A 25,392-nucleotide genomic window follows, 5' to 3' on the forward strand; every position below is an offset into this window, starting at 1 on the left:
CGGCAAACCACCGGCCGTGGTCTATTGGCTGAGAAATGACGAAACCCAAACCGATCAGCAGGAGCAGAGAGTAGCTTAAATCACGCTAGAACCTGTCCAAGAGATGGGGAGTAGCTCAAATGCAGCTGGGCTCGGCCAAATTCCCAAACGGGCGATCGAGGCAATACGTCGGGAATTGGCTCCGGAAGAATGGAAGCGGCAAGGCCGACCCAGACGAGCGCGCCATTCAGGAAGCCGTGAATAACGTTGGTGACGGATGTGACGGATAATTCCTGTTAACGTTCAAGGTTCGTGACGATACCGCTAAAGAAAAGAAACAAAGCGTCATTCGCGTCATTCGCGTCATTAACTGGCGCCCGTTGAACACCCTTTTCCAAAGCCTGTCTTCGAATGACGGTGGATGTCATTTTCTGTCATTCTATCAATGACTTGGAAACTTTCGTATAATCCCGTCCAGTCTTGAAACACGGGAATTTGGATATGTCCGGCCCTTCCTCTCACCACCATCACGCGGCGCTCGCAGTCGACTACCGCGCGGTCTCGGCGCTGGTCCCCTATGCGAAGAACGCCCGCACCCATTCCGATCGGCAGGTCGACGAGATCGCGGCCTCCATCCGCGAATTCGGCTGGACCAACCCGGTGCTGATCGATGATGACAACGGCGTCATTGCCGGCCACGGCCGCCTCATGGCCGCCCGCAAGCTCGGCATGTCCAACGTTCCGGTGATCGAACTGAAGGGGCTCAGCAAGGACCAGAAGCGCGCACTCGTCATCGCCGATAACAAGCTCGCCCTCAACGCTGGCTGGGACGAGAAATTGCTCGGCATCGAACTCGGCGAACTGCGAGACCTTGGATTCGACCTTTCCCTGACCGGCTTTACCGACATGGAGGTTCTGGCGCTGACAAGCCCGGGCCATGACGGCCTCACCGATCCTGACGTCATTCCGGAAATACCCGACGACCCGGTGACCCGCCCGGGTGATGTCTGGCTACTCGGCAAGCACCGGATTCTGTGCGGTGACGCGACCGTGGCTGACGATGTGGCTCGGGTCCTAGATGGTGTCACGCCCCACCTGATGGTCACCGATCCGCCCTATGGCGTCGACTACGATCCAGCCTGGCGCGAGACGCTGGCCGAGGGATCGAAGCTTGCCCGCGGCAAGGTGCTGAACGACGACCGCGCCGACTGGCGGGAAGCCTGGGCACTGTTTCCCGGCGACGTCGCCTATGTCTGGCACGGCGCCCTGCATGCCAGCCTTGTAGCCGCCAGTCTCGAGGCATCGGGCTTTGCCATCCGCTCGCAGATCATCTGGGACAAGACCCGCCTGGTGATCGGTCGTGGCGACTACCACTGGGCCCACGAGCCGGCCTGGTATGCCGTACGAGAGGGCAAGACAGGCCATTGGTCGGGTGACCGCAAGCAGTCGACCGTCTGGGCAATCGAGCACCGTCGCTCCGAATCCGGCCATGGCACGCAGAAACCTGTGGAGTGCATGAAGCGCCCGATCGAGAACAACTCCTCGCAAGGACAGGCGATTTACGAACCGTTTTCGGGTTCTGGCACCACGATCATCGCGGCCGAGATGACCGGACGGGCCTGCCATGCCATCGAACTGAACCCGGCCTACGTGGATGTCGCCATCCGGCGTTGGCAGGAGTTCACCGGGAAGAACGCCATTCATGCGGAAACCGGCAGGAAATTTGACGCGATCGTAAGTGGCTCACAAGGCAAGCCGGCGAATGCCGAGGCGGGAGAGCAAGGGTGACCACAATTGAAGTTCGTGAAAACGCACAAGGGGGGGTGGGGGTGGTCATATCGCTACAGCTTATCGCGAGCACACCGGTTGGGTCCCTCACCTATCACATCCGCGAAATTGCCAAGGGGGTCCCATGAACGGTTCGCCCCGGAGAACGGCTCAACCGCGCGGTTCCAGGCAAGCCAGGTGATGGCGAAGCGGTCTCGAACCGGCGACAAACTGTGGGGTTGAGTGGTACTGCCCGCCAAGAGAGGGAAGCTGACGATGCGAGGACGAAAGCCGGTTCCGACTGCCCTGAAGCTCATCAACGGCAACCCCGGCAAGCGGCCATTGAACGCGAACGAACCGAAGCCGGTGGTCGCCCTTCCCACCTGCCCGGCGCACCTGTCGGCGCCCGCCAAGACGGAATGGAAGCGCCTGGTGCGCTACCTGCATGATCTCGGGATTATCACCGAACTCGATCGCTCGGCGCTCGCCGCATACTGCCAGGCCTATGGTCGCTGGGTGGAAGCGGAGCGGGCCTTGAAGAAGTCTCCGCCCCTGCTGCGCACGCCGGCCGGCTACGTCCAGCCCTCGCCCTGGCTTGGCATCGCCAACAAGAACCTGGAACTGATGCATCGCTTCATGAGCGAGCTAGGCCTGTCACCGGTAGCGCGCAGCCGGGTGGAAACCATCCAGAGACTGGGACCCAAGCCATGGGAGTGAGCTGACGTTGACCATGATGACGATGACAACGCTGGACCGACGGAGCGATGACGTAGTGGCGTTGCAGGCCGCCGGCGTGTCCGCGAAGGGATGGTTCTGAAATGGGCCGGCGCGCGCATTGCCCGACCCAGGTGGATCGGCGCCAGGTCGAGACGTTGGCTGGCTACGGCGTCCCGGAAACACAGATTGCGGGGCTGCTCAGCATCGATCCCAAGACGCTGCGAAAGCACTATAGATCAGAACTCGACCACGGCCACACGAAGGCCAACGCGAAGGTTGCCGAAAACCTGTTTCGGATTGCCACCGGTGCCGGTCGCGAAGCGGTCACAGCCGCCATCTTCTGGCTGAAAACCCGTGCCGGTTGGATGGATGCTTCCCGTGGCGCTCCCGGAGCCTGGTCAGGAGAACAGGATGGTGAAGCCCTTCGTGTGACCCGGATCATCATTGCTCCGGCGAACATGCCCGGTGAAGACGACGACGATACGGGTGAGGACGATGAGGACCCGAAACTGATCGAACATGACCAAAGGGAACGAGGGAGAACCGGGCATGGATGAAACCAGCGAGATCGACATCACCCTGCCCGATGCCAGGCGTGTCGAGGCCTTGGCCGGCTTCGGGCTATCGGCCGAGGAGATCGCCCGCATCTTCGGCGTCGCGCCAGCTACCGTGGAAGATCTGTTTGCCCGCGAACTGGCAGGCGGGCAAATCAAGGCCAATGCGCGGGTGGCTGAAAGCCTCTACCGCATGGCGCTCGGTGACGGACGAGGTGCTGTGACAGCCGTCATTTTCTGGCTGAAAACCCGGGCCCGTTGGAAGGAACCCTCCTTCGCTGATGGGTCCAACCAATTGTCAGGCGCCAATCCTGCCGAAAATGCGACGGCCCGCTTCCGCGAGAAAATTGAATTGCTGGCCGAAAGGCTGAAAGCAAACAGAGAATAAACCACAGCATCTTATTGATCTAAATTGACTTTTTTGCCCTTGTGAACGCACTGCAAACGGTGGTTTGCAGTTTGAACACCCGGGAGCGGATTATGGTGCAGCGAGCAATCGCATACTACAGGGTCTCGACGTCCCGCCAGGGACGATCGGCCTTTGGCATCGACGCACAGAGAGCAACGGTTCGCCGTTTCGTAGAGGCGGAAGGCCTGGTCATCACGGCCGAGTTCGTGGAGATGGAAACCGGCAAGGGTTGTGATGCGCTTGAGAGGCGCCCTCGCCTTGCCGAGGCCCTCGACATGGCCCGCAAGGTTAGCTGCCCAGTCATCGTCGCCAAGCTGGATCGTCTGTCCCGTGACGTCGCGTTCATCTCCGGGCTGATGGCCAGACGCGTCCCGTTCATCGTCGCCGAACTCGGTGCCGACGCTGATCCCTTCATGTTGCATCTCTATGCGGCTCTGGCCGAGAAGGAACGACGTCTGATCTCGGATCGAACGAAAGCCGCCCTCGCCTCACGTTCCGCATCCGGCGGAAGGCTCGGCAACCGGACCAACCCGGCCAAGGCAGCAGCTATAGGCCGGCAATCCTGCATTCAAGAAGCCGACCGCTTTGCCGCAAGCATCCAGCCCCTCATCGCCTCCATCCGACGCTCCGGTATCACCAGCCTGCGCGGCATTGCGAGCGCCTTGAACGACCGTGGCGTTCGCACGGCACGCGGCGGCCGGTGGCACGTCTCGAATGTCCGCAACGTTCTGGCCCGCGATCCGACCAGAGGCGTGTCAGACGACTTTTGATAGATGGGAAAATGCAGCGGGAACCGCATACGCGGGCGGCTTTTGCTGAACGGGACGACCGAAATCCGAGGCTCCCTCGGCGAAATCTCCGCCACCCTTGTCTCGCTCGCCACCGCGATCTGGCTGCAGACCTTGGTTCCGCTCACCGCTGGCGTTACCGCCGAACTGCTTGAAACCTCTGACGATGGATATTGTGACCAGTCAGACGCGCTGAGCAGACTCAGGTGGTCCCGGTTTCTGAGCCATGGGTTCGGTTGGATCGTCTTTGATCAGTCGATCCACCTTGAACACCTCACCCAGAAACCGGCGGCTCCCCAAGGCGCGCAGCTACGCCGAATGCGTCGATGCCGAGACCGCTAACCGGGTCCGGGCCGAGCCCAAATCCCGGATTGCCTCCTCGCGCTTTCGGGTCATGTCCTGTGAATAAGCCGGATTGGCGCCCAATTCCAATTCACAGCGGTTGACCGTGATCTCGCGGAGGCACCGCTCCGTCAGCCAAAGACCTCGAACAGCGCCGCCGCGCCCATGCCGCCGCCGACGCACATGGTCACGACGACATTCTTCGCCTTGCGCCTGCGGCCCTCGATCAGTGCATGGCCGGCGAGGCGCGCACCCGTCATGCCATAGGGATGGCCGATGGAAATGCCGCCGCCATTGACGTTGTAGATCTCCGGATCGATGCCGAGATGATCGCGGCAATAGAGGGCCTGAACCGCGAAAGCCTCGTTGAGTTCCCAAAGGTCGATGTCGGATACGCCCAGCCCGTGCTGCTTCAGGAGCTTCGGAATGGCGTAGATCGGTCCGATGCCCATTTCCTCGGGCGCGCATCCGGCCACAGCCATGCCGCGATAGGCTCCGAGCGGGGTCAGGCCGCGCTTCTCGGCGACGCTTGCTTCCATCAGCACGCAGGCCGATGCGCCATCCGACAGCTGGCTGGCATTGCCGGCCGTGATGACGCCGCCCTCAAGAACGGGATTGAGCGAGGTCAGCGACTCCAGTGTCGTCTGCGGCCGGTTGCCCTCGTCGCGATCCAGCGTAACGTCCTGCATGCTGACTTCGCCGGTCTCGCGGTCCTTGACGGCCATCCGGGTCGAAAAGGGCACGATCTCCTCGTTGAACCGGCCCGCCTGCTGCGCGGCGGCCGTCCGCTGCTGCGAGGACAGGGAATACTCGTCCTGCGCGTCGCGGCTGACACCATATTTCCGGGCCACGTTCTCCGCCGTCTTCAGCATCGGCATGTAGGCGTGCTCGGCATGGGCTGTCACAGCGGGGTCCATGTCCTCGACGGCCCACTTGAAGTAGCGGTCCTGGACGGCGGAAATGTTCTCCTGGCCACCGGCCGCGACGATATCCATGCCGTCGACCATGACCTGCTTGGCAGCCGTGGCAATCGCCATCAAGCCGGAGGCGCATTGCCGGTCGATCGTCTGGGCGGCAACCTCGACCGGCAACCCCGCGGCGAGAACGGCGTTGCGCGCCAGATTCATTCCGGCGGTCCCGGCCGCAAGCACCGTTCCGAGCACCACGTCCTCGATTTCACCGCCTTCGACGCCGGCCCGGTCGACGGCGTGTCGGAGCACGTGGCCGGCAAGCGTCGGCGACTTGGTGGCATTGAGGCTGCCGCGATAGGCCTTGCCGATCCCGGTTCGCGCGGTGCTGACGATGACGGCTTGTCTCATGGTTGTCTCTCCGGTGTTTGTGTCGTGGCGCGGGCGGCGCCCGGACCATCAGGTGTCGCGGCTCCGCTTCGGGAGCCGCGGCATTATCTAGTCCTCGCCACCAATATAGGCGGCGATGACCTTGGGATCGTTGCGAACCGCCTCCGGTTCGCCGTCGGCGATCTTGCGCCCGAAATTCAGCACGACGATCTTGTCGGACAGTTCCATCACAACCGGTATGTCGTGCTCGACGATCAGGAAGCTCTTGCCCATGTCCGACCGGACCCGAAGGATGAGGTCCGACATCGCCTTTTTCTCGCCCGCGCTCATGCCGGCCATCGGCTCGTCGAGCAGGACAAGCTGGGACTTCTGCATCAGCGCGCGGCCGAATTCCACCTGCTTCTGCTGTCCGTAGGGCAGTTCGGCCGGCTTGCTCGCCGCAAGGTCTTCCATGCCCAGGAAACCGAGGATATCCCATGCCTCCGCCTCGGCCTCATGCTCCTCGCGCCTGCTCCTGCGCGACCGCAATGCCCCCTGAAGGAGACCCGAACTGCCCTTGAGATAGGCCCCGCACAGGATGTTCTCGAAAACCGTCAGGCCGGGGAACAGGGCAAGGTTCTGGAACGTGCGCGCCACACCGGCCCGCGCGATCTCGAATGCCGGCCGGCCGGCGACTTCGCGGCCGGCAAAGCGGATGCTCCCCGACGTCGGTCGGTACATGCCGGTGATGCAGTTGAACATCGTCGTCTTGCCGGCGCCATTCGGGCCGATCAGCGCCGTGATCGCACCTTTCTCCGCCGTCAGGCTGATATGGTCGAGGGCCACGATGCCGCCGAAGCGCATGTCGAGGCTGTCGACTGACAGAAGCGGTTCCGTCACGCCGCGCCCTCCTTCTGGCCTTCACCCAGATAGGCGCGCTTCATCGCCTCGCTGCCCGCGGCCTCTTCCGCCGTCCCGGAATAGCCGATGGAGCCGCGATCCAGCACATGGATGGTATCGACATATTTGAGCGCGACGTGGGCGTTCTGCTCCACGACCAGCATGGTCGTTCCCAGCGAGCGGGCGATCCGTCCCAGTTCGCCATAGATCTCGTTGACGAGGATCGGCGCTAGACCGAGCGACAGTTCGTCGACCAGCAGCAGTTTCGGCCGAGAGATCAGCGCGCGTCCCAAGGCCAGCATCTGCTGCTCGCCACCCGACAGAAGACCGGCAATCTGCCTGTGCCGCTCCTTCAGGCGCGGGAAGAACCGGTAGATGGACGAAAGACCCTCGTCCTGGCGGCTGCGCGGCAGCATGGCGGCGCCGACCATCAGGTTCTCCTCCACCGTCATGCGCGAGAAGACCATGCGGCCTTCCGGCGATTGTGCCAGCCCGAGGCCGACGCGCTTGTGCGCCGGCAGGCCGAGGACCGGCTGTCCATCGAAGGCCACCGAACCCGAGACCACGTGTCCGCCGTTGATCTTCAGCAGGCCGGTGATCGACCGGATGAGCGTGGTCTTGCCGGCCCCGTTGGCACCCAGAAGACCGACAATGGCGTGGCGCGGAATGGAGAAGCTGACGGAATCGAGCGCCAGGCCTTTCCGGCCGTACCCCACCGAGAGTTCCCGGATGTCGAGAATGGTGTCACTCATTGTCCGCGCTCCCGGGCGAAGAGCCGGCCAAGCTTGCGGCTCAGGTCGGGCAAGCCGCCCGGCGCGAAGATCAGCAGCACGATGACCAGCGAGCCGAACAGCGCCTGCACGAACTGCGCCCGGTTGTCGACGAGCAGCACGCGAACCAAGGCCGGTGCATCGCCGACATTGGCCGCGAGGCCCGAAATCAGGCTTGGCAGCAGCAGCCAGATCGCCGCGCCGAAAAGCGATCCCGGCAGAGATCCCAGCCCGCCGATGATGATCATGGCAATGAACTGGATCGCGAATGAAATGCCGAAGGATTCCGACGTCGCATTTGTCAGGTAGTAGGCGTAAAGCGCCCCCGCGACCGCGGCGATGGCGGACGAGAGCGCGAAGGCCTTGAGGCGCAGGATGCGCACGTCGGCGCCCATGGCGGTGGCCGCGAGTTCATGATCGTGCATCGCGCGCATCGCCCGGCCTTCACGGCTTTTCAGGATGTTGGAGAGGCCCCAGTAGACCGCGATCACCAGGACGAGGAGGAAGAAATACCAGCGGATGGGCGTGTCGAGCGCCATCGGTCCGAGCGCCGGGTTGGTGTAGGGAACACCGGCGACGTCGAAGAACTCGAACTGGTACTCCTGGAAGATGAAAATGATGATGTGGTGGGCGGCCAGCGTGGACAGCACGAAATAGAGCCCGCGCACCCGCAACGACGGCAGCCCCGCGATGACGCCGGCCAGGGCGCCGACCAGAGCGGCTGCCACCAGCACCACAGGCAGCGGCAGGCCCCACTGCGTGCCCACCACGGCGCCGGTCATCGCGCCGACCGCGTAGAAGGCACCGTGGCCGATGGAGATCAGCCCCGCGCAGCCGGTGAGGAAGTTCAACGACAGCGCGCCAAGCATGAAGATGAGCATCAGGTTGATCTGCGTGATGCCCAGGTTGAGCAGCATGCCGTTTGACAGCGGCACGCCGAACACGGCCCGCTCGGTCAGCAGGAATGGCAGGTAGATCAACGCCGCAATTCCCAGCGCAGCCAGGATCGCGCGACTGGCCGTCCATGCCTTGGCCATCGGCCTGCGCGGGACAGCGGTGATGGGAGCCTCCGTCACTGTCAGACCCTCCCGGTTTCCTGGTCGCCGAGCAGGCCCCAGGGACGGAACAGGAGGATAAGGAGGAGAAAGCCGTAGATGGCGATATCGGTCGATTTCGGTGAAATGTAGGAAGAGGAAAACTGCTCGATCATGCCGACGAGCAAGCCGCCGACGATCGCGCCGGGGATGCTCTGCAAGCCGCCGATGACGACAGCCGGCAGCGCAAGGAGGCCGATGGTTTCCAACTCGGTCGAGACGATCTGGAGTTGACCGAGAAACAGACCGCCGATGCCGGCGAGGACGGACCCGATCGCCCAGGCAAGACGGTTCATCAGGTTGACGTTGACGCCCGCGGCCATGGCCGCCTCGTGACGGTCGGCAGTGGCCCGCATCAGCAGGCCCACCCGCGTGAAGCGGAAGAAGGCGCCGAAAGCGGCCATGCAGACCCAGCTTGTCGCCGCCGCGGTCAGGTGCAGCTTCGGCATGCGCAGGTCGCCGACGATGAAGACGCCGGTCGGCAGGGGCGTGCTCAGCACGCGCCCCTGCGGTCCGTAGATGATCTCGATGACGGCACGGATGACGATCGACAGGGCGATCGTCACCATGATGATGGCCAGCATCGAGCGGCCGGACAAAGGCTGGATCAGCGTCATGTGGATGATGACGCCAAGCAGGGCCGAAGCGGCAAGCATCGCAAGTATGGCGAGGGGAAAGGGAAGGCCGAGGATGGAGATCGCGGTGACGGCGAAATAGGCACCGCAGACCGCCAGCGCTCCCTGGGCGAAGTTGAACACCTGGGTCGCCTTGAACACGACGGCAAACCCGAGGGCCACCAGCCCATAGATGCTGCCGAGAGCGAATCCGCTGAACAGGACTTGCGCAAACATCGCCCGGTCCCCTTTCCCTGATCAGGCCCGATTACTTGGTGTACTTCTCGTAATCGGCATAGTCGCCATACGAAACGAAGGTTTCCTTCGCATAGTCGTAGCCGAACATCTTCAGCACCTGCGGACCGGTGTGGTCTTCGGGCGTATAGACGATGGGCGCGGCGAGACCCTCGGGATCGACCGTGAAGCCGCCCTCAATGGCACTCACCAGGCTGGCGCGGGTGAGATCGCCGTCCACCTTCTTCAGCGCGGTTTCCGCCGTCATGCCGGCAACCCAGCCTGCGACATAGTTGATGTTGGAGGCCAGGTCGCCGTGGCCGGCCTTGTCGGCAAAGGAGACCATCGCCTTGTTCCCGTCGGACTCGTCGGCGCCGCCGGGGGTGAAGCAACTGATGAAGGAATAGTTGCCGCCGGCCTCGGCGCCGAGCGCGTTGTAGACCGACTTGGTACCGAGATAGGTGATGCCGAAACCCGGGGTATCCAGCCCGTACTGCTGCATGGTCTTCATCGTCAGGATCGCGGTGTTCTCGATCCCGTAGATGGTGATGAAGTCCGGCTTTTCGGCAAGAATCTGCTGGACCTGCGGGGTGACGTCAACAGCAGCGATCTTCATCGTCGTGGACGAGGCTGTGCCGCCGTATTTGGCCACCGCAGCGGCCACGTAGTCGGCGTAGTCCTTTCCGCCGGCCGTCTCGATGGCCACGGTCATGACCTTCGGGTTCTTCAGGCCGAGTTTCTCGACCATGTAGCCGACGCCCGCATCGGCCATCTGCTTGTAGCCGCAGAAACCGTTGTAGACCATCTTGCTGGTCGGTTCCGACAGCGCCTTCGTCGGCGTGTAAGTGCCGATCACCGGAACCGCGCCGTCACGGATTTCGCTGGCAAGCGCGACCTGCGTGGCCGACGTGCCGAAGCCCGACAGGGCGATGACGGGCGTCTGGCTGACCAGCTTGTCGAAGGCGATCTTGTCATTGGCCGCGTTGAAGCGGCCGTCCTCAGCGAGGACATTGACCGTACGGCCGCCAACGCCGCCGTTCTCGTTGAGCATGGCCATGTAGTCCTGCAGGCCCTTGGTCCAGACGCCCTGCGAGCTCGAGGTCGGGCCGGACAGGTCCATGATCACGCCCCAGTCGATATGGTCGGCGTAGACGCCGTCCTTCGGGGCATCGCCGGCGAGGGCGCCGCTGGTTGCCATGCCGAGCACCAGGGCCGCCGCAATGGCCTTCGGCATGTGTGCGCGAAAGCCGCTTCCAAAATTGTATGCCTTCATTTCCATTCCTCCCATGGGTTGGGCGCAGGCAATTCCTGCACGCGGTGGTCCGCTGGTCCTTTCGGTGTGACCAGCGAATTCGGTTGTCATCGTCCGCTCCAGACTGGCGGCCGCTTTTCGCCGAAGGCCCGGGCTCCCTCCCGGGCGTCGGCGGAATTCAGAACGTCTTCGAGCAGGGCATCCTGACGCTGCCAGACGGTGTCGGCCGGCCAGTCGCCCCGTTTGTCGAGGATGTGTTTGGAGGTCATGACCGCCAGTGGACCGTTGGCCCGGATCGTCGCCGCCAGGTCCAGTGCCTCGGCCAGCGCCCTTCCTGGCCCGCTCAGGCGGTTGACCAGTCCCCAGCGCTCGGCTTCCGGCGCATTGAACATGCGGCCGGTCAGGACCAGTTCCTTGGCGATCTGCGGCGGGATGCGCTGCGGCAGGCGCAGCAGGCCACCCGACCCCGCGATCAGCCCGCGACGCACTTCCGGCAGGCCGAAGCGCGCCGACGTCGAGGCGACGATCAGGTCGCAGGCCAGCGCGATCTCGAAACCGCCGGCCAGTGCGTAGCCCTCGATGGCGGCAATCAGCGGCTTGCGCGGCGTTGCCTTGACGAGGCCGGCAAGACCGCCCACCTCCAGTTCCACCCGTTCGCCGGCTGCAAATGCCTTGAGATCCATTCCCGCCGAGAAATGCCCGCCGGCCCCGGTCAGGATGCCGACGGAAATCCCGTCGGTTTCATCGAGCCGGTGAACGGCGGCGGCGATGGCCTCCGACGTGGCCCGGTCGATGGCATTGCGGGATTCGGGCCGGTTGATGGTGATGGTCAGAACGCCGTCCGCCACCTCCACCAGGACCGGCGCCGCGCGATGGGTTTCGGAGGACGTCATGACGCCGCCCTCAGCCGCGCGAACAGGCCCATCCGGTCCCTGATGACCCGTCCTTCGACAACCTCTCCGTCCCGGACCCGGATCATGCCGTTGCAATCCAGAAAGGCGGCTGCAGTCCTGTCCGGTACGCCCGGCAGACCGCCGAGGTAGCGGCCATGCTGACGAACGTTGAAGACCACCTGGCCGCCGGACGAAAGCACGGTACGGAACTCGACCTCTTCCACGGCAAACTGTATCGGCTCGCCGGTGATGTGCTCGTCGTCGACGTGGACGCTGTCCGCCGTGAGGGGCCAGGATCCCGCCAGCCAGTTCCGCACCGCCGCTTCAGCCTCCGGATCGGGGGCAAGGCAGACGGTGTCCCAGGGCGCGACGGCCGGCCGGTCCGGCGTGTCCGCGACGCCGGACTTCAGCTGGCGCCGCCGCGTGAAATAATCCTCCTGCGCGACACATCCCGTAAGGACCCTGCCATTGGACCGATAGATCGCGACGCCCGACCAGACCGCGGCCTTGCCTTCATTCTGACCGTGCTCGCTGAACCAGAGCGCTGCCCAGTCCGGTCCGCAGACAGCCTGGTGAACGGTCATCGACAGACCGGGAAAGGCGCGCATCTGCTTGTCCACAGCGGGAAGCCACTCGTCGTCGCGTCCGGAAAAGACGACGTCGCCGATCTCCAGCGCGTAGTCCGGCGCGATGAAGGCCGCGCAGGCAACCGGATCGTGGCGATTGAAGTAATCGTTGACCCAGCGGCGCGCCAGCGACAGCACGGGCACAGGCGGGGCGCCAAAGATCCGCCGCATCTCGTGCTTGAGCAGCTTGCCGGACGCATTTCGCGGCAGCGTGTCGGCGATCGCCACGCGCGTCGGGCACTTGTAGTGGGCAAGCCTGTCGCGGGTAAACGCGATCACCTCGGCCTCTGCCACGCTCTGGCCCGGGCGCGGAACCACGACGGCGAGCGGCGTTTCGCCCCATTTCGTATGCGGCACGCCGATGACCCCGACCTCCTGGATGGCCGGATGGGCATTGAGAACATTCTCGATCTCGGCCGGATAGATGTTCTCGCCGCCCGAGATGATCATGTCCTTGAAGCGGTCGACGAGAAAGACATGACCCTCCTCGTCCAGGTAGGCCGCATCGCCGGTCCGGTACCAGCCATCCTCCACCACTGCTTCTCGCGTGGCTTCCGGGTTGTTCCAGTATCCCTTCATGATCATCGCCGACTTCAGCCAGATTTCGCCGATGTCTCCCGGAGCGCAGTCGCTGCCGTCCTTGACGACACGCAGGCCGACCCATGGCAGCGCCTTGCCGCAGGATTTGAGCAGGCCGCGGCGCGGGCCATCCGGATCGTGCTCGGAGGGATCGAGCATGACCACCGTGCCGGCGGCTTCCGTCATCCCGTAGGCGTGCATGAAGTTGCACTTGAAGGCCGCCATGGCACGGCGCAGAAGGACGTCGCCGATCGGTGCGGCGCCGTACATCAGCAACTCCAGACTGGTCACATCCGAGGTCTCGATATCGGGCAGGTTCAGGAGCGCCTGGATAACTGCGGGAACGAGGAAGGTGTTGGTGACCCGGTAGTCCGCGATGAGCTGGATCATCTGTGGCAGGTTGACCTCTGCCATCAGCACCGTATGGCCGCCGACGAGCATCGTGCTGCTGCCGTAACCGCAACCGCCGATGTGGAACATCGGCATGGCAACGAGGTTGACGCTCTTGCCGTTCATGGACCACGCTTCGCTGGCGAGGCGATGGGTGTAGTCCATGTTTTCATTCGTCAGCATCACGCCCTTGGGCAGACCGGTCGTGCCAGAGGTGTAAAGCAGCAGGAGGACCTCGCCGGCGGGTCCCGAGTAGCCTGGGTCCGCTGCATCGGCCGCGTCGCGGAAGGCATCGTAATCCTTGCCGAAGGCGATGACGCGGCATGGCGCCGGGCCTTCGCCGAGCAGGCCAAGGCCGGTCTCGTCGGCGAGGATGATCGACGGTTGCGCATCGGCGACGATCTCCGCGATCTCGCGGGCTGAAAGGCGCCAGTTGAGACCCACCACGATCGCGCCGATCTTGCTGCAGGCAGTGATCAGTTCGAAATATTCCGCCCGGTTCCTGGTCAGGAGGGCCACCCGGTCGCCGCGTCCGATCCCGGCCGCCGTCAACGCGTTGGCCGCCATGGAGCTTATGCGATCGAGATCGGCGAAGCTCTGCGTCCGCCCGGCGAACGTCAGCGCCGGCGCATCCGGGCGGTTCGCCGCGAAGGCGCGGACCCGGTCGGCAAAGGTGGCGATGGGGCTGGCCGGTTCGCTCATGACGGACGCCTCAATAGCTCTTCGGAAGGCCCAGGCTGTGCTGGGCAAAGAAGTTGAGGACCATTTCGCGGCTGACCGGAGCGGTCTTGTGCAGGCGGGCAATGAACCAGAGGTCGGCCAGGCCGTACTCGATCGACAGGCCATTGCCACCATGCACCTGGATGGCCTGGTCGAGGGCTTCCAGCGAGCTGTCAGCGGCGGCGAACTTCGCCATGTTGGATGCTTCGCCGGCTTCCGGCGAGCCCTCATCGTACAACTGGGCCGCCCGCGCCGTCATCAGGCGTGCCTGCTGCACCCCGACATAGGCCTTGGCAAGGGGATGCGCGACACCCTGGTGCGCGCCGATCGGAACGCCCCAGACGCTGCGATCCTGCGCATAGAGGGACGCCTTCTCGATGGCGTAGCGGGCGATGCCGTTGTTGATGGCCGAGGCGCAGATGCGCTCCGGGTTGAGCCCGTCGAAAAGCTGCTTGAGGCCGTTGCCCTCGCGCCCGACAAGGGCGTCGGCAGGCAGTTTCACGTCATCGAAATAGACCATGAACTGGGTTTCGGGCACGTGCAGCGCGGTCTCGATCGGTGTCTTGCTGAGACCGGCGGCATCGGCCGGCACGAGGAAAAGCGACAGCTGGCCACGGCCGCGTTCATCCAGCGTCTCGCCGCGCGCAACGACCATGATGGCGTCGACTTCGTCCACGGCCGAGGTCCAGTATTTCGTCCCCTTCAGCGCCCAGCCGTTGCCGTCGCGCCGCGCAACGGTCGAAACCTTGTGGGTGTTGGAACCGGCGTCAGGCTCGGTGATGGCGAAGGCAAGGCGCATGGACCCGGAGGCGAGGCCCGGCAACCAGGTCTGCTTGATCTCCTCGGATGCATGGCGCTCGATGATCGGCGCGCAAATGGAACCGATGACCAGCGACAGGATCGGGCAGCCCTGCGCTGCCGTTTCCTCGACGATCACGTTGTAGTCGGCGAGGCCGCCGCCAGCACCGCCATAGGCTTCCGAGATATGGACCCCGAGGAAGCCGGCATCGCCCAGGGCGTTCCACAGTTCGACCGGTTTTGCGCCCTTCCGGTAGATGTCCTGGAAATAACGCCGCCCGAACCCGCCGACGAGCTTGCCGACGCTTTCGCGCAGCATCTTGTGGTGGTCCGCGGTATCGACGAGGCTGGTGTGAAACAATTGTGTCATGCTTTTTGTCCGGCCCTTCCGGTGTCCGCTTCGACGGACCAATCGTAGAAACCATGGCCAGATTTCCGGCCGAGTTCGCCACGCGCCACCATCTCTTCCAGCAGGCGCGGCGGCGCATAGCGCGGCCCGATCGCCTGGCCCAGATGGCGGGCGATATCGAGGCGCACGTCGAGCCCGACCAGGTCTGTCAGGCGCAGCGGGCCGACCGGATGCCGGTAAGCTGTCATGATCGCAACATCGATGTCGTCGGCGCTCGCCACGCCTTCCTCCACCATCCGGATTGCTTCCAGCGCGAGGATGAGGTCGAGACGGCTGGTGATAAAACCCGGCCGGTCGCTGACCACGGCGGTCTTCTTGCCGATGCCGGTTGCAAACGCCGTGGCGGCCTTCAGCGTCGCGTCACTGGTCGCGGCGCCGCGGATCAGTTCGACCAGGTGCAGCGACCAGACCGGGTTGAAGAAATGCATCCCGAGGAAGGCATCGGGCCGCGAAACGGCGGTTGCGAGATCGTCAATCGACAGCGCACTGGTGTTGGTCGCGATGATCGCCGGGGACCGGGCATCGATCCCGGCCAGCACACGATGCTTGATGTCCAGCCGTTCGGGCACGGTTTCGATGACAAGCGCAAGGGCCTCCGGCAGTTCCGGAATGGTGGCAGCAAAGCGGATCGAAGCGAGGCGCCGGCTTGCATCTTCGGCCGGGACCTTCCCGCGCCGTACCGCCTCGGCCGCGGCCTGCTCCATCGTCGCGCGGGCTTCCACGCTGCGGCTGTGGTCCGACTCAACCAGGATGACAGGATGCCCGGCCATGGCAAAGACATAGGCAATGCCGACGCCCATCGTACCGGCGCCGACGACCCCGACCGCATTCGTCGTGTTGGCGGCGTCAGGCTGCATAGGCGCCTCCGTTGATATGGATGCCCTGGCCCGTGATATGGGCGGCACGATCGGAGGCGAGATAGATCATGAGGTCGGCGACTTCCGCCGGCTGCGCATAACGGCCGGTCGGAATGGAGGCGGTGCGCTTGCGGCGCAGGCCTTCGAAATCGCCGTTGGCCTGTTGCGTCTCGATCTCGCGCAGCAAGGGCGTGTCGACAGGACCCGGGCAGACGGCGTTGACCCGAACGCCCTGGCGCGCAACTTCCAGCGCCGCGGTCTTGGTCAAGCCCATCACGGCGTGCTTGCTGGCCGTATAGGGCGAGAGATTGCGGGTCGCAACATAGGAACCCAGCGATGCGGTGTTGACCACCGCGCCGCCCTGCCGCGCAATTGCCGGCAGCGCATGTTTCATGCCCAGGAAAACGCCGCGCACGTTGATGGCCATGACGCGGTCGAAGTCCTCCACCGTGCAGGTTGTCAGCGGGGTGACCGGTCCCTGCCACCCGGCGTTGTTGATCAGGACATCAAGGCGTCCCCACAGAGAGACCGCCCGTCCGACAAACGCGGCCGCATCGGCTTCGGAACTGACGTCGGCGGCCATGGCCACGGCCTCGCCGCCCTCGCTTGCAATTTCCTCCACGGTCTCCCGCGCTCCCGCCTCGTTCAGGTCGACGGCCAGAACCCGCGCGCCGAGCCGCGCGAGCCCGAGACAGGCAGCACGCCCGATCTCGCCTCCCGCACCCGTCACGATGGCGGTCCTGCCGGAGAAATCAGCCACGGCGGGCGGCCTTTTCGGCCCGCGAGGCATCCTTGGATGCGAGGGGGGCTGTACGCAGTTCAAAGCCCGCGTAGCCGGCTTCGGCGCAATCCTTCAGATGCCTGCGGTAGTTCCGGACCCCGCCGGAATAGGGCATGAAGACCCGGGGTTTCCCCTTGATCTCGCCGCCGTTGTAAAAGGAATTCGTGGTCATGTAGAGCGTCTGGTGCGCCCGCTCCTGGACGTGGTTCGTCCATTCCTGCTCGGCGGCCTCCGTCGCCTCGATCTCGATCTCGCCGCGGGTCTTCATGCCGCTGAGCAGTGCCGCCAGCCAGTCGACCTGCTCCTCGATGGAGACCATGACATTGGTCAGGATGGACGGGCTGCCCGGGCCGACGACGATCAGCATGTTCGGGAAGCCGGAAACGCCGATGCCAAGCTGGGTCAACGGACCGGAAGCCCATTTCTCGCGCAGAGTCATCCCGTTTCGGCCGATGATCTCCGGCCGGAGCAAGGCGCCTGTCAGGGCGTCGAAGCCGGTGGCGAAGATCACCATGTCCAGTTCGTGCAGCCTGTCGTCGGTACGGATGCCCTCGGCCGTGAATTCGACGATCGGGTGCTCGCGCACGTCCGCCAGTTCCACGTTGTCGCGGTTCAGGGCCTCGAAATAGCCGCTGTCGACGCTGGGGCGGCGCGCACCGAACGGGTGATCGTGCGGCACGATCTTCTCGCGGACCACCGGGTCCTTGACACGCTCGGCCATCTTGCGGCGCAGGAAGTCCGATGCGACATCGTTGGCCGGCTTTTCAAGCAGGATATCGGGATAGACCAGGGCAAATCCAAAGCCGAGCCGGTGATAGGCCTCTTCGAAGGCTGCGTTTCTTTCTGCTTCCGGTGCTTCCAGCGTCTTTGTCTTCGGCGGCATGAACCCGAGGCCGGTCGGTGAATTCCGGCACTGCTCGCGGCGTTCCTGGTAATGCTGCTTGACCCGGAGGTCTTCCTCGTCCGTCAGCGGCGCGTTTGCCGCCGGAACGGAATAGTTCGGCGTGCGCTGGAAAACGGTCACATGGGCTGCCGTCCCGGCGATAACCGGGGTCATCTGCATGCCGGAAGAACCGGTCCCGATGATGCCTACGCGCTTGCCGGCAAAATCGACCTTGCGCCTCGGCCAGTTGCCGCTGTGAATGACTTCCCCGCGGAAGGCGGCAAGGCCGGGATAGTCGGGCAGCTTGGTCGCGGACAACTGCCCCAGGCAAAGAACGAGATTGCGCGCGACCCATGTGCGGCCGTCCTCTGCCCGGATGGTCCACAGCGCATCGCTCTCGTCATAGACGGCACTGGTCATCTTCGTGTCCGTCTCGATATCCTTGCGCAGGTCGAAACGGTCGGCGACGTGATTGATGTAGCGCAGGATTTCCGGCTGGGTCGGGTAGCGCTCGCTCCAGCGCCATTCCTGCTCCAGTTCCGGCGAGAAGCTGTAGGAATAGTCGTAACTTTCGACGTCGCAGCGGGCGCCCGGGTAGCGATTGTGGTTCCACACGCCGCCGACTTCTTCGGAAGCTTCGAGGACGACCACCTTCAGGCCTGCCTCGCGAAACCGGTACAGCGCGCGGAGACCCGACAGGCCGGCACCGATGATGACCGCATCGAACTGTTGCACTGTCCTGCTCCTCCCAAGTCGCCAAACAGGTCAAATTGACTGATACGGATGTTAATATACTGATGAGTATCTTTTCAAGACCATTGTTAAGCGATGCGCGATTTTTTTGTTGAAGGCGCGTGACAGGAGTCTGGATGCGAGCGCGCGACCGCAAGGCTTTCGCGACAGTCAACGGCTGCGGCGCGCCGCACTTGCGGACAGTCACCGACAGACCGGCCAATCGGCAGGCGAGCCAGGTTCTGGATCTGAAATGACTGCGTTTTCAGGATCTCGTGCCGCGTCGGGCGGCATCCATCCGGCTTTCCGGAAACCGGCAGGGCGCCTAGACGGTTTCCAGGTCGCTTCGCACCAGGCCGACGATGAAATCGGAGAGGCCGCTGGCAATCTCTTCCAGTGACTTCTTGCCGTCCGGCCGGTACCAGAATGTCGACCAGCTCACGGCGCCGATCAGGGCAAGCGCACTGAGCCGCGGGTCCTTGATCCGGAATGCGCCGCTGTCGATCCCCGCACGCAGGAGCCGCTCGATCTCGCTGACGAACTGGCGCCGCAATTCCGCAAGCCGCGCGGCATCCTTCGGTTCGAGGTTCTTTTCCTCGCGGGTGTAGATCGCGATGCTCTTCTGGCTCTTGAGGATCGTCGCCACATAGCGCGGTGCGAATTCCTCGAGACTTTCAACCGGGCCCAGTCCTTTCCTGAGAACGTCCTGGATCACCTCGAGCGAGCTTCCGACGCCGACCTCGCAGATCTTGGCAAGCAGATCGCTCTTGGAGCCGATGTTGGCGTAGATGAACGGCTTGGTCACGCCAAGGTGCTTGGCAACGTCGTCAAGCGTGGTGTTTTCATAGCCGCGGTCGTAGAAAAGATCAGCGGCCGCGCCAAGCGTGCGCTCGCGCTTGAGTGCCGCGACTTCCTCGCGGATTTTCATCCGCTCGCTCGACAGTTTCGGCAATTGACCACTCCTCGCTTCACCGGCATTGCATACGGACTATCACTCCGCCCGTACGCCTGTCATCAAGCCCCTTCGTCCGGAGGCGGGGCACGCGTTGCCGGCAGAGCGGCCACTCGCTGTCACATTGACATGATGTCACGTGTTTCGCGCAGATAGAGCGTTCCCTTGTCGACGTCACTCACCGTGACCGCGTGGCGCACATAGCGGCGGCCACGTTTCTCGAACTTGTCGATGGCCTCGGTGCGGATTCGCACTGTCGCGCCGACCGGGATCGGCTCGAGGATCTCGGTGTCGTGAAAGGTGTGCACCGATCCGATGGCGAACGGCTTGGTGTGATCGAACTGAACCGACAGGACGAAATGGGACATCATCATTGGCGGAACGATCGCCCCGCCGAAGGGGCTCTCGCCGTCGATCCGCCAGGTGTTCATTTTCCAGCCCTCGTACCAGGGCGTGTAGTCCTCGACCGCGTCGGCATAAAGGATGACGAGTTCCGGCGTCACGCAAAGATCCCGCGAAAGGACATCGCCGATCTCCACCATGTCCCAGTAGGTCTCGCATTCCTCTTTCAGGCTCTCGATGAATTCACGGGTCTGACCGATCTGGATCTCCGTCATCGGGCGGAGGCTGTCGATCGCAACGTCGTTGTCAGCGGACATGGTCGTTTTCCTTGCAGTTCAGACGCCAACGTCGGCTTCAACGAAGCCGATGGTCTTTGTTTCGCCGGCCTCGTTCTTGGCCCAGACATCGACCCTGAACCGGTATCCGTCGCCTTTCGGCGTCTTTCCGGCAACCTTGCCATAGGTCGTGATGGTTTCGTCGGCGAAGATCGAGGCCACGTACTTGCAGGAGATGCGCGCATTCCGGAACATCGCCGGACCGAACCAGTTGACGCACATTTCCGCGATATAGGCAGAACACATCTCGCCGGTCTGGATCGGCTTCGCCAGGCCGGTTTCGCGGGCATAGACCGGATCCCAATGGTTCGGGTTGAAGCGGCCCCACAAGCGCGAGCCCATCAACTGGATCAGCGCCTTTTTCTTCACGCCGATCAGGTCGAAACCGACGGGCGTCTCAGGCGTGATCCGATAGGCCTCGGCGACGGGCACAGGCTGTACGTTCATGGCGATCCTCTCAATTGCCCGCTTGTGCGGACGGGGCGGCCGACCGGCCGGACGACAAGCCGAGTTGCGCGATGGCGCGCTCCGACAGAAGAAACTTGCGCGCACGGCCAGACGCTGTGGTGGGCAGGTCGGCCGCGTCGATCTTCAGGACGTATTTCGGAACCTTGAACCGGGCGAGCGATGCCTCGCAGCGCGCGCGAAGGTCCTCGAGGCTTATGCTGGCGCCATCACGCAGAACCACCCATGCCGCGCCGGTCTCTCCCATCCGCTCGTCCGGCACGGGAACGACATGCGCCTGCACGACATCGGGATGGCTGGTCAGCACGTCCTCGATCTCGGTCGGCATCACCTGTTCGCCACCGCAGCGATAGGTTTCCTTCAGCCTGCCCGCCAGGATCAGCCGCCCCTTTTCATCGAAAAAGCCGAGATCACCGGACCGGAACCAGCCATCGGCATCGAAGGCCGCCGCTGTTTCGTCGGGCTTCTTGTAGTATCCCTGCGTAATGCCCGGACCCTTGGCGCGCAGCTCGCCGATTTCGCCGGGCGCAGCAACCTTTTCCGTCACCGTGTCCACGACACGATAGTCGACCAGCTTGCCACCGAGCGCCGGATCGCCGGCAGGACCGACCTCGCGCATCGGCCCCTGGGTCAGCAGCCAGTCGCGCGGGTCTTCCGGCCGCGTCAGCGTCGTCGTTGCCGTGGTTTCCGTCATTCCGTAGCCGGTTGTCACCTCATGCGGGTGCAGCAGTTCGAAAATCTCGTCGAACATCCCTTCCGGCGACCGCTGCCCCGAAGACAGCACCGCCTTCAGGTCTCGAAGCGCCCGCGGCCGTGCCCGTTGCGCGTCGAGCACGAGGCGGGTCATGGTTGGTACCATAAGGATGTCGTCAACGCGGTGGCGCTCCGCGGCGTCGAGCATGTCATCGGGATCAAAGCGGACCCGCGGCACGGCAACACCACCGACGATCATGGCGGCCAGCATGCCCTCGGCATAGCCGAAAACGTGGTACATGGGCAGCGCATAAAGGATCTTCCAGCCGTCGTCGAAGGCCCGCCAGTAGGCGCTTCCGAAAGCTGCGCGCAGGTACTGGTCATGCGTCAGCATGGCCCCTTTGGGCGAGCCGGTCGTGCCCGACGTGTAAAGAATGTCCGATACGGCGTCCGGGTCCGCATCGGGGTAGCCGTTGAAAGCGCGGCCGGATGCCTCCAGCGCCGACAGGGTTCTCACACCCTGGCGAAGCGGTGCCTCGCCGACGGGAAACACGAACACCGCGGAAAGGTGCGGCAGCGCCACCCCGCCGCCGGTCTCCCAGCCTGGCGCGATCTGGTCAAGCGCGGCCAGGTAGTCATTGCCGCGGAAACAGTCCATGGTGACCAGCGCCCTTACCTCCGCCTGGCGCAGAACATAGGCAAGCTCGTCGCGCCGGTTCAGGATATTGACGGGAACACAGGTCGCGCCGACACGGGAAATCGCGTACTTGAGCGCGATGAAGGCCGGGTAGTTGGCCATCACGACCGCCACCCGGTCGCCGCGTTCCACGCCGGCCTCGACAAGGCACGCGGCCAACCGCTCCGACCAGGCCCGGATCTCGGCATAGGTCCATTGCTGCTCGTCGGTCGCGACATAGATGCGCTCGGGGAATTCCGCCGCGATCCGGTCCAGCATTCCGTGAAGCGTCGCCGGCTTCCAGACCGGAAAGCGATCGACCAGGGCGGCGCGCCGATCCTGCGCGGTTTTCCATCGCGATGGTGAGGTCGCGGTTCGTTTCGACAAGCCTGTTTCCTCCCAGGCGCATTGAAATTCATTCTCAAATCAGGCATGGATACTAAAGCGTATTAAATAGAAACTCGCAAGTAGCTTTTTGTCACATGACCCTGAACCCCTGTTTTTCCAGCCTCCTCGCCGACCCGCGCAACACGGTTCGGCGCCCGCCGCCGCATGTGCCGATCGAGAAAGTGAGAAAAGCCGCCAATGCGGCGATGATGGATGCGCCGGCCGGGCCGAAGATGGAGACCGTCGACCTGGAAGCCAGCGCCGGTGACCGCACCATTCCGCTGCGCTTCTACCGGCCGGTATCGCAAGCCGGATTGCCGCTGGTCATCTTCAGCCATGGCGGTGGATGGGTCTGGGGCAATCTCGAAACCCATGATGCCCTCTGCCGGCACCTGGCAGCGCTGAGCGGATGCGCACTCCTTGCCGTTGATTACCGGCTCTCTCCCGAATGCAGGTATCCCGGACCCGTGCAGGATGTCACGGACGCGCTTTCCTGGGCTGTCGACAATGCGGCGGGTCTCGGAATCGACGCCACGCGCCTTGGGGTCTGCGGCGACAGTGCGGGCGCCTACCTCGCCCTTTCCGCCGCCTTGGCCGCAAGGCAACAGGGGCTCGCGCTTCGTCACATCAGCCTGATCTACCCCGCCCTGGACCCGGGCTGCGACACGGCCTCTCAGCACCGTTTCGCTGAAAACCACATGCTCACAAGGGAAGCCATGCAGTGGTTCTGGTCCTGTTTTGTCGGCGACGAGGTCCCACAGGACGCTGCCCCCTCCACCATTTCACCTGAGGCGCTGTCCGGCCTGCCTGCCGTTTCGATCGGCGTTGCCGAGTACGACATTCTTCACGACGAGGGTATGGCCTTCTCAGAAACGCTCGGGCGCCAGGGGAACGATGTCCGGCTTCACAGCTTCGCAGGTATGCTCCACGGCTTCCTGTCTCTCCCCGTCGAACCGGAAATCGTCAACCCGGCGCTCGAAACGATCGCATTCGATATCCGCGAGCACCTTTTGGGACCGTGATCCCCTCGTACGATCTTGCTGTGCGCACTACGATCAAAATCCTCATGGACAGGCACTTGCAGGAGTGGAAAGCATCGCTCTTCCATCGCTGTACGAATTTTCTCCGCGCATCCGGACCAACCCAGGCTGCCCCGGGTGAGAACCGAAATCGAGCCAGAGAACGTTCGACGCCGGTCCCCTTCCCTCCGCCACTTGCATATTGCAAACCCGAAAATAGGTCCCTCGCGGGCCCTTTTCTTTATGTGCCAAAGGGGTTTGCAGGGACCATCCGCCCTTCGGAGATTGGCCAACCGCGCGAGATCGGCCTCCAAACGCCCACCGTCTCTTTCCACCCGCCCTCCGCTCTCAGAGAGACGGGTTCAAAATCCCCATACATTTCGATGGACTGACGGGGTCGCGCAGCGCCCGTGTTTCGCCGGTTCCGGCTTGTCTCAAAGCAGACGGAGACGCGACACGGGCGGCGTAGTCGTTGGAATGTCTTGGGAGTTTTACGCGAAGTGTCTGATGACAAACGCTGTTTCCGCCCCTAGCCTGGCGCAATGTCGAACGGCCCTTGGACAGATCAAGAGAACGACCTGATCGTCGCGGATTACTTCGCGATGCTGGACGACGACGTCTCTGGTCGCCCCTACAACAAGGCCGAGCATCGGCGCGGGCTTCTGCCGCTGTTGAACGAAAGGTCCGAGGGATCGGTCGAGTTCAAGCACCAGAACATCAGCGCCGCGCTGAAGGGACTGGGTGAGGACTGGATCCCGGGCTACAAGCCTGCCTTCAATTTCCAGATGACGCTGGTTGATGCCGTGGCGCGCTGGCTGGCGCTGAACCCGGCATGGCTCGGCCGCCATTCGGGTACCGGAGCGCCGACTGGCCTCGCGGAGGCACGCCCGATCTGGATCGGGCCGCCGCCCACGTTGTCGAACCAGCCGCCGCCGCAGGAGCTGGAGCAGATGCTGCACATCGCCCGCAAATTCGATGTCGCGGCGAGAGACGAGCGAAACCGCGCCCTCGGCCGTGCCGGTGAGGAACGCGTGCTGGCGCACGAACGGGCATCCCTGAAATCAGCGGGCCGTGACGATCTTGCGCGCAAGGTCAGGTGGGTGTCGGAGGAGGATGGCGATGGTGCCGGCTACGATATCGCCAGCTTCGCGCCGGATGGCCGTCCGCGCCTGATCGAGGTAAAGACGACGAATGGCTGGGAACGCACGCCTTTTCATATCAGCCGCAACGAGCTGGCCGTGGCCGAGGAGCGGCGTTCGGAATGGTCCCTGTTCCGGCTTTGGAACTTCGCGCGCGAGCCGAAAGCGTTTGAGCTGCATCCGCCGCTGGACGCGCATGTCTTGCTGACCGCGACCTCCTTTCAGGCGAGTTTTCACTAAAACAAGCTGCACCCGAAACCGCGCATCAAATCGCGCGGATCATCTTGGCAAAGACTGAGAAGTCATTTGCCACTTCGGAGAGCTTCTGACCTGCTCCCCTGAGATGTCCCCGATTTTAGGTTAGCCTGCTCCTGCCATGTCTCCCCCGCCAGAAAGCACAGGTCGTAAAGACTGACTACTGATGCCTCGCGGGTGCACGTCGCTCCAACTGTGACTTGAAACTCAATCGCGTTGTCGCCTGGCTCCCGCGGGGGCATCCCCGTTGGCCTCGATATCGACGATGTAGCGTTTCATTTCCTCGATCTCGCCGCGCTGCGCCTTGATGATCGCGTCGGCAAGCGCGCGCACCCGCGGGTCCGAGATGGAGGCGCGTTCGCTGGTCAGGATGGCGATGGAATGGTGCGGGATCATCGCCTTCATCCAGGCGATGTCGCCCACCGTGCGCTGGGACCGGACCAGGTAGACGCCGGCGCCAAAGGCGATGACGGCCCCGATGAAGATCGCGGTGTAGATCCTGTAGTTGGAATACATCCCCAGCATGAACGCGAGCATGATGATCGCCATGACGCCGCCCATGTAGAGGGCCATCCACATGCGCGTCTGCGAGAAAAAAACGTGATCGAAGGCGTAGGTGTTCAGGTACATCAGGCCGTACATGACGATCGTGGACACCACGATCATGGCCAGGAACCGTCCATAGCCGCTTCCCCTGCCTGTTTTACCTGTCTTGCGGACGGCCTGAGCCTCGTCCCGATGTGCCATAGGTTTCCTCTTCGATG

24 protein-coding genes are annotated in these 25,392 nt (G+C 63.6%); 7 read left to right on the forward strand and 17 right to left on the reverse strand.

Features of this window, described 5'->3' with window-relative positions; genetic code table 11:
- Positions 1–480 precede the first annotated feature (480 nt).
- The 5 genes from CSC94_RS22640 to CSC94_RS22660 all read left to right on the forward strand — a co-directional run bounded on the left by CSC94_RS22640 (position 481) and on the right by CSC94_RS22660 (position 4,196).
- Positions 481–1,767: a site-specific DNA-methyltransferase gene (locus CSC94_RS22640; protein ID WP_099308653.1), complete on the forward strand. Its 1,287-nt coding sequence runs from the start codon at positions 481–483 to the stop codon at positions 1,765–1,767.
- Between the two features lie 255 nt (positions 1,768–2,022).
- Positions 2,023–2,463, forward strand: coding sequence for a phage terminase small subunit P27 family (locus tag CSC94_RS22645; protein WP_099308654.1), 441 nt, complete (start codon positions 2,023–2,025; stop codon positions 2,461–2,463).
- 101 nt (positions 2,464–2,564) lie between these two features.
- A complete protein-coding gene (locus CSC94_RS22650) occupies positions 2,565–3,020 on the forward strand; it encodes a hypothetical protein (RefSeq protein WP_205853396.1) in 456 nt (151 codons plus the stop codon).
- Positions 3,013–3,405 (forward strand): hypothetical protein, encoded by a 393-nt coding sequence (locus tag CSC94_RS22655; RefSeq protein WP_099308655.1) that lies wholly within the window; start codon positions 3,013–3,015, stop codon positions 3,403–3,405. The genes CSC94_RS22650 and CSC94_RS22655 overlap by 8 nt, the downstream gene beginning before the upstream one ends.
- Before the next feature lie 71 nt (positions 3,406–3,476).
- Entirely contained in the window at positions 3,477–4,196 is a 720-nt protein-coding gene (locus CSC94_RS22660) for a recombinase family protein (RefSeq protein ID WP_342585973.1), read from the forward strand.
- Positions 4,197–4,687: 491 nt separating this feature from the next.
- Here the strand turns inward: CSC94_RS22660 and CSC94_RS22670 are convergent, their stop codons facing one another.
- The 16 genes from CSC94_RS22670 to CSC94_RS22745 all read right to left on the reverse strand — a co-directional run bounded on the left by CSC94_RS22670 (position 4,688) and on the right by CSC94_RS22745 (position 22,215).
- Positions 4,688–5,875, reverse strand: a complete 1,188-nt coding sequence (locus CSC94_RS22670; RefSeq protein WP_099308657.1) for an acetyl-CoA C-acyltransferase — start codon at positions 5,873–5,875, stop codon at positions 4,688–4,690.
- An 87-nt stretch (positions 5,876–5,962) separates the two neighbouring features.
- A complete protein-coding gene (locus tag CSC94_RS22675; protein WP_205853397.1) occupies positions 5,963–6,733 on the reverse strand; it encodes an ABC transporter ATP-binding protein in 771 nt (256 codons plus the stop codon).
- Complete coding sequence (locus CSC94_RS22680; RefSeq protein WP_099308658.1) at positions 6,730–7,485, reverse strand: ABC transporter ATP-binding protein; 756 nt, start codon at positions 7,483–7,485, stop codon at positions 6,730–6,732. The genes CSC94_RS22675 and CSC94_RS22680 overlap by 4 nt, the downstream gene beginning before the upstream one ends.
- Positions 7,482–8,579 carry a branched-chain amino acid ABC transporter permease gene (locus CSC94_RS22685; protein ID WP_133123018.1) on the reverse strand — a complete coding sequence of 366 codons (1,098 nt, stop codon included), beginning with the start codon at positions 8,577–8,579 and terminating at the stop codon, positions 7,482–7,484. Before CSC94_RS22685 ends, CSC94_RS22680 begins: the two co-directional genes overlap by 4 nt.
- 2 nt (positions 8,580–8,581) lie before the next feature.
- Positions 8,582–9,448, reverse strand: a complete 867-nt coding sequence (locus CSC94_RS22690) for a branched-chain amino acid ABC transporter permease (protein ID WP_099308660.1) — start codon at positions 9,446–9,448, stop codon at positions 8,582–8,584.
- 31 nt (positions 9,449–9,479) lie between these two features.
- Entirely contained in the window at positions 9,480–10,718 is a 1,239-nt protein-coding gene (locus tag CSC94_RS22695; RefSeq protein ID WP_165784562.1) for an ABC transporter substrate-binding protein, read from the reverse strand.
- A gap of 86 nt (positions 10,719–10,804) precedes the next feature.
- Complete coding sequence (locus CSC94_RS22700; RefSeq protein ID WP_099308662.1) at positions 10,805–11,590, reverse strand: crotonase/enoyl-CoA hydratase family protein; 786 nt, start codon at positions 11,588–11,590, stop codon at positions 10,805–10,807.
- Positions 11,587–13,887: an AMP-binding protein gene (locus CSC94_RS22705; protein WP_099308663.1), complete on the reverse strand. Its 2,301-nt coding sequence runs from the start codon at positions 13,885–13,887 to the stop codon at positions 11,587–11,589. Before CSC94_RS22705 ends, CSC94_RS22700 begins: the two co-directional genes overlap by 4 nt.
- A gap of 10 nt (positions 13,888–13,897) precedes the next feature.
- Positions 13,898–15,073 (reverse strand): acyl-CoA dehydrogenase family protein, encoded by a 1,176-nt coding sequence (locus tag CSC94_RS22710; protein WP_099308664.1) that lies wholly within the window; start codon positions 15,071–15,073, stop codon positions 13,898–13,900.
- Positions 15,070–15,969, reverse strand: coding sequence for a 3-hydroxyacyl-CoA dehydrogenase family protein (locus CSC94_RS22715; RefSeq protein ID WP_099308665.1), 900 nt, complete (start codon positions 15,967–15,969; stop codon positions 15,070–15,072). The genes CSC94_RS22710 and CSC94_RS22715 overlap by 4 nt, the downstream gene beginning before the upstream one ends.
- Positions 15,959–16,729 carry an SDR family NAD(P)-dependent oxidoreductase gene (locus CSC94_RS22720; protein WP_205853398.1) on the reverse strand — a complete coding sequence of 257 codons (771 nt, stop codon included), beginning with the start codon at positions 16,727–16,729 and terminating at the stop codon, positions 15,959–15,961. Before CSC94_RS22720 ends, CSC94_RS22715 begins: the two co-directional genes overlap by 11 nt.
- The gene (locus tag CSC94_RS22725; RefSeq protein WP_099308667.1) at positions 16,722–18,368 is read right to left on the reverse strand and encodes a flavin-containing monooxygenase; all 1,647 of its coding nucleotides are present in this window, start codon (positions 18,366–18,368) and stop codon (positions 16,722–16,724) included. Before CSC94_RS22725 ends, CSC94_RS22720 begins: the two co-directional genes overlap by 8 nt.
- A 322-nt stretch (positions 18,369–18,690) precedes the next feature.
- Positions 18,691–19,317 carry a TetR/AcrR family transcriptional regulator gene (locus CSC94_RS22730; protein WP_133123020.1) on the reverse strand — a complete coding sequence of 209 codons (627 nt, stop codon included), beginning with the start codon at positions 19,315–19,317 and terminating at the stop codon, positions 18,691–18,693.
- 119 nt (positions 19,318–19,436) lie between these two features.
- Positions 19,437–19,976: a MaoC family dehydratase gene (locus tag CSC94_RS22735; protein WP_099308669.1), complete on the reverse strand. Its 540-nt coding sequence runs from the start codon at positions 19,974–19,976 to the stop codon at positions 19,437–19,439.
- Between the two features lie 18 nt (positions 19,977–19,994).
- Positions 19,995–20,441 carry a MaoC family dehydratase gene (locus CSC94_RS22740; RefSeq protein ID WP_099308670.1) on the reverse strand — a complete coding sequence of 149 codons (447 nt, stop codon included), beginning with the start codon at positions 20,439–20,441 and terminating at the stop codon, positions 19,995–19,997.
- Between the two features lie 10 nt (positions 20,442–20,451).
- Positions 20,452–22,215, reverse strand: a complete 1,764-nt coding sequence (locus CSC94_RS22745) for a class I adenylate-forming enzyme family protein (RefSeq protein ID WP_205853399.1) — start codon at positions 22,213–22,215, stop codon at positions 20,452–20,454.
- A gap of 209 nt (positions 22,216–22,424) precedes the next feature.
- On the opposite strand from CSC94_RS22745, the gene CSC94_RS22750 reads away from it, so the two are divergent.
- Positions 22,425–23,237, forward strand: a complete 813-nt coding sequence (locus CSC94_RS22750) for an alpha/beta hydrolase (protein ID WP_165784563.1) — start codon at positions 22,425–22,427, stop codon at positions 23,235–23,237.
- Positions 23,238–23,776: 539 nt separating this feature from the next.
- Entirely contained in the window at positions 23,777–24,613 is an 837-nt protein-coding gene (locus CSC94_RS22755; RefSeq protein WP_099308672.1) for a protein NO VEIN domain-containing protein, read from the forward strand.
- A 222-nt stretch (positions 24,614–24,835) separates the two neighbouring features.
- On the opposite strand, the gene CSC94_RS22760 is transcribed toward CSC94_RS22755, so the two are convergent.
- Positions 24,836–25,375 (reverse strand): DUF305 domain-containing protein, encoded by a 540-nt coding sequence (locus CSC94_RS22760; protein ID WP_205853400.1) that lies wholly within the window; start codon positions 25,373–25,375, stop codon positions 24,836–24,838.
- Positions 25,376–25,392: the final 17 nt, after the last annotated feature.

The organism is Zhengella mangrovi (genome assembly GCF_002727065.1).
Lineage (GTDB): Bacteria > Pseudomonadota > Alphaproteobacteria > Rhizobiales > Rhizobiaceae > Zhengella > Zhengella mangrovi.

Excerpts from the sequence above, each read along its gene's own strand:
- CSC94_RS22640 (WP_099308653.1), top strand. The coding sequence starts at position 481 with ATGTCCGGCCCTTCCTCTCACCACCATCACGCGGCGCTCGCAGTCGAC.
- CSC94_RS22645 (WP_099308654.1), top strand. The coding sequence starts at position 2,023 with ATGCGAGGACGAAAGCCGGTTCCGACTGCCCTGAAGCTCATCAACGGC.
- CSC94_RS22650 (WP_205853396.1), top strand. The coding sequence starts at position 2,565 with ATGGGCCGGCGCGCGCATTGCCCGACCCAGGTGGATCGGCGCCAGGTC.
- CSC94_RS22655 (WP_099308655.1), top strand. The coding sequence starts at position 3,013 with ATGGATGAAACCAGCGAGATCGACATCACCCTGCCCGATGCCAGGCGT.
- CSC94_RS22670 (WP_099308657.1), bottom strand. The coding sequence starts at position 5,875 with ATGAGACAAGCCGTCATCGTCAGCACCGCGCGAACCGGGATCGGCAAG.
- CSC94_RS22680 (WP_099308658.1), bottom strand. The coding sequence starts at position 7,485 with ATGAGTGACACCATTCTCGACATCCGGGAACTCTCGGTGGGGTACGGC.
- CSC94_RS22690 (WP_099308660.1), bottom strand. The coding sequence starts at position 9,448 with ATGTTTGCGCAAGTCCTGTTCAGCGGATTCGCTCTCGGCAGCATCTAT.
- CSC94_RS22695 (WP_165784562.1), bottom strand. The coding sequence starts at position 10,718 with ATGAAGGCATACAATTTTGGAAGCGGCTTTCGCGCACACATGCCGAAG.
- CSC94_RS22700 (WP_099308662.1), bottom strand. The coding sequence starts at position 11,590 with ATGACGTCCTCCGAAACCCATCGCGCGGCGCCGGTCCTGGTGGAGGTG.
- CSC94_RS22705 (WP_099308663.1), bottom strand. The coding sequence starts at position 13,887 with ATGAGCGAACCGGCCAGCCCCATCGCCACCTTTGCCGACCGGGTCCGC.
- CSC94_RS22710 (WP_099308664.1), bottom strand. The coding sequence starts at position 15,073 with ATGACACAATTGTTTCACACCAGCCTCGTCGATACCGCGGACCACCAC.
- CSC94_RS22715 (WP_099308665.1), bottom strand. The coding sequence starts at position 15,969 with ATGCAGCCTGACGCCGCCAACACGACGAATGCGGTCGGGGTCGTCGGC.
- CSC94_RS22735 (WP_099308669.1), bottom strand. The coding sequence starts at position 19,976 with ATGTCCGCTGACAACGACGTTGCGATCGACAGCCTCCGCCCGATGACG.
- CSC94_RS22740 (WP_099308670.1), bottom strand. The coding sequence starts at position 20,441 with ATGAACGTACAGCCTGTGCCCGTCGCCGAGGCCTATCGGATCACGCCT.
- CSC94_RS22750 (WP_165784563.1), top strand. The coding sequence starts at position 22,425 with ATGGATGCGCCGGCCGGGCCGAAGATGGAGACCGTCGACCTGGAAGCC.
- CSC94_RS22755 (WP_099308672.1), top strand. The coding sequence starts at position 23,777 with ATGTCGAACGGCCCTTGGACAGATCAAGAGAACGACCTGATCGTCGCG.
- CSC94_RS22760 (WP_205853400.1), bottom strand. The coding sequence starts at position 25,375 with ATGGCACATCGGGACGAGGCTCAGGCCGTCCGCAAGACAGGTAAAACA.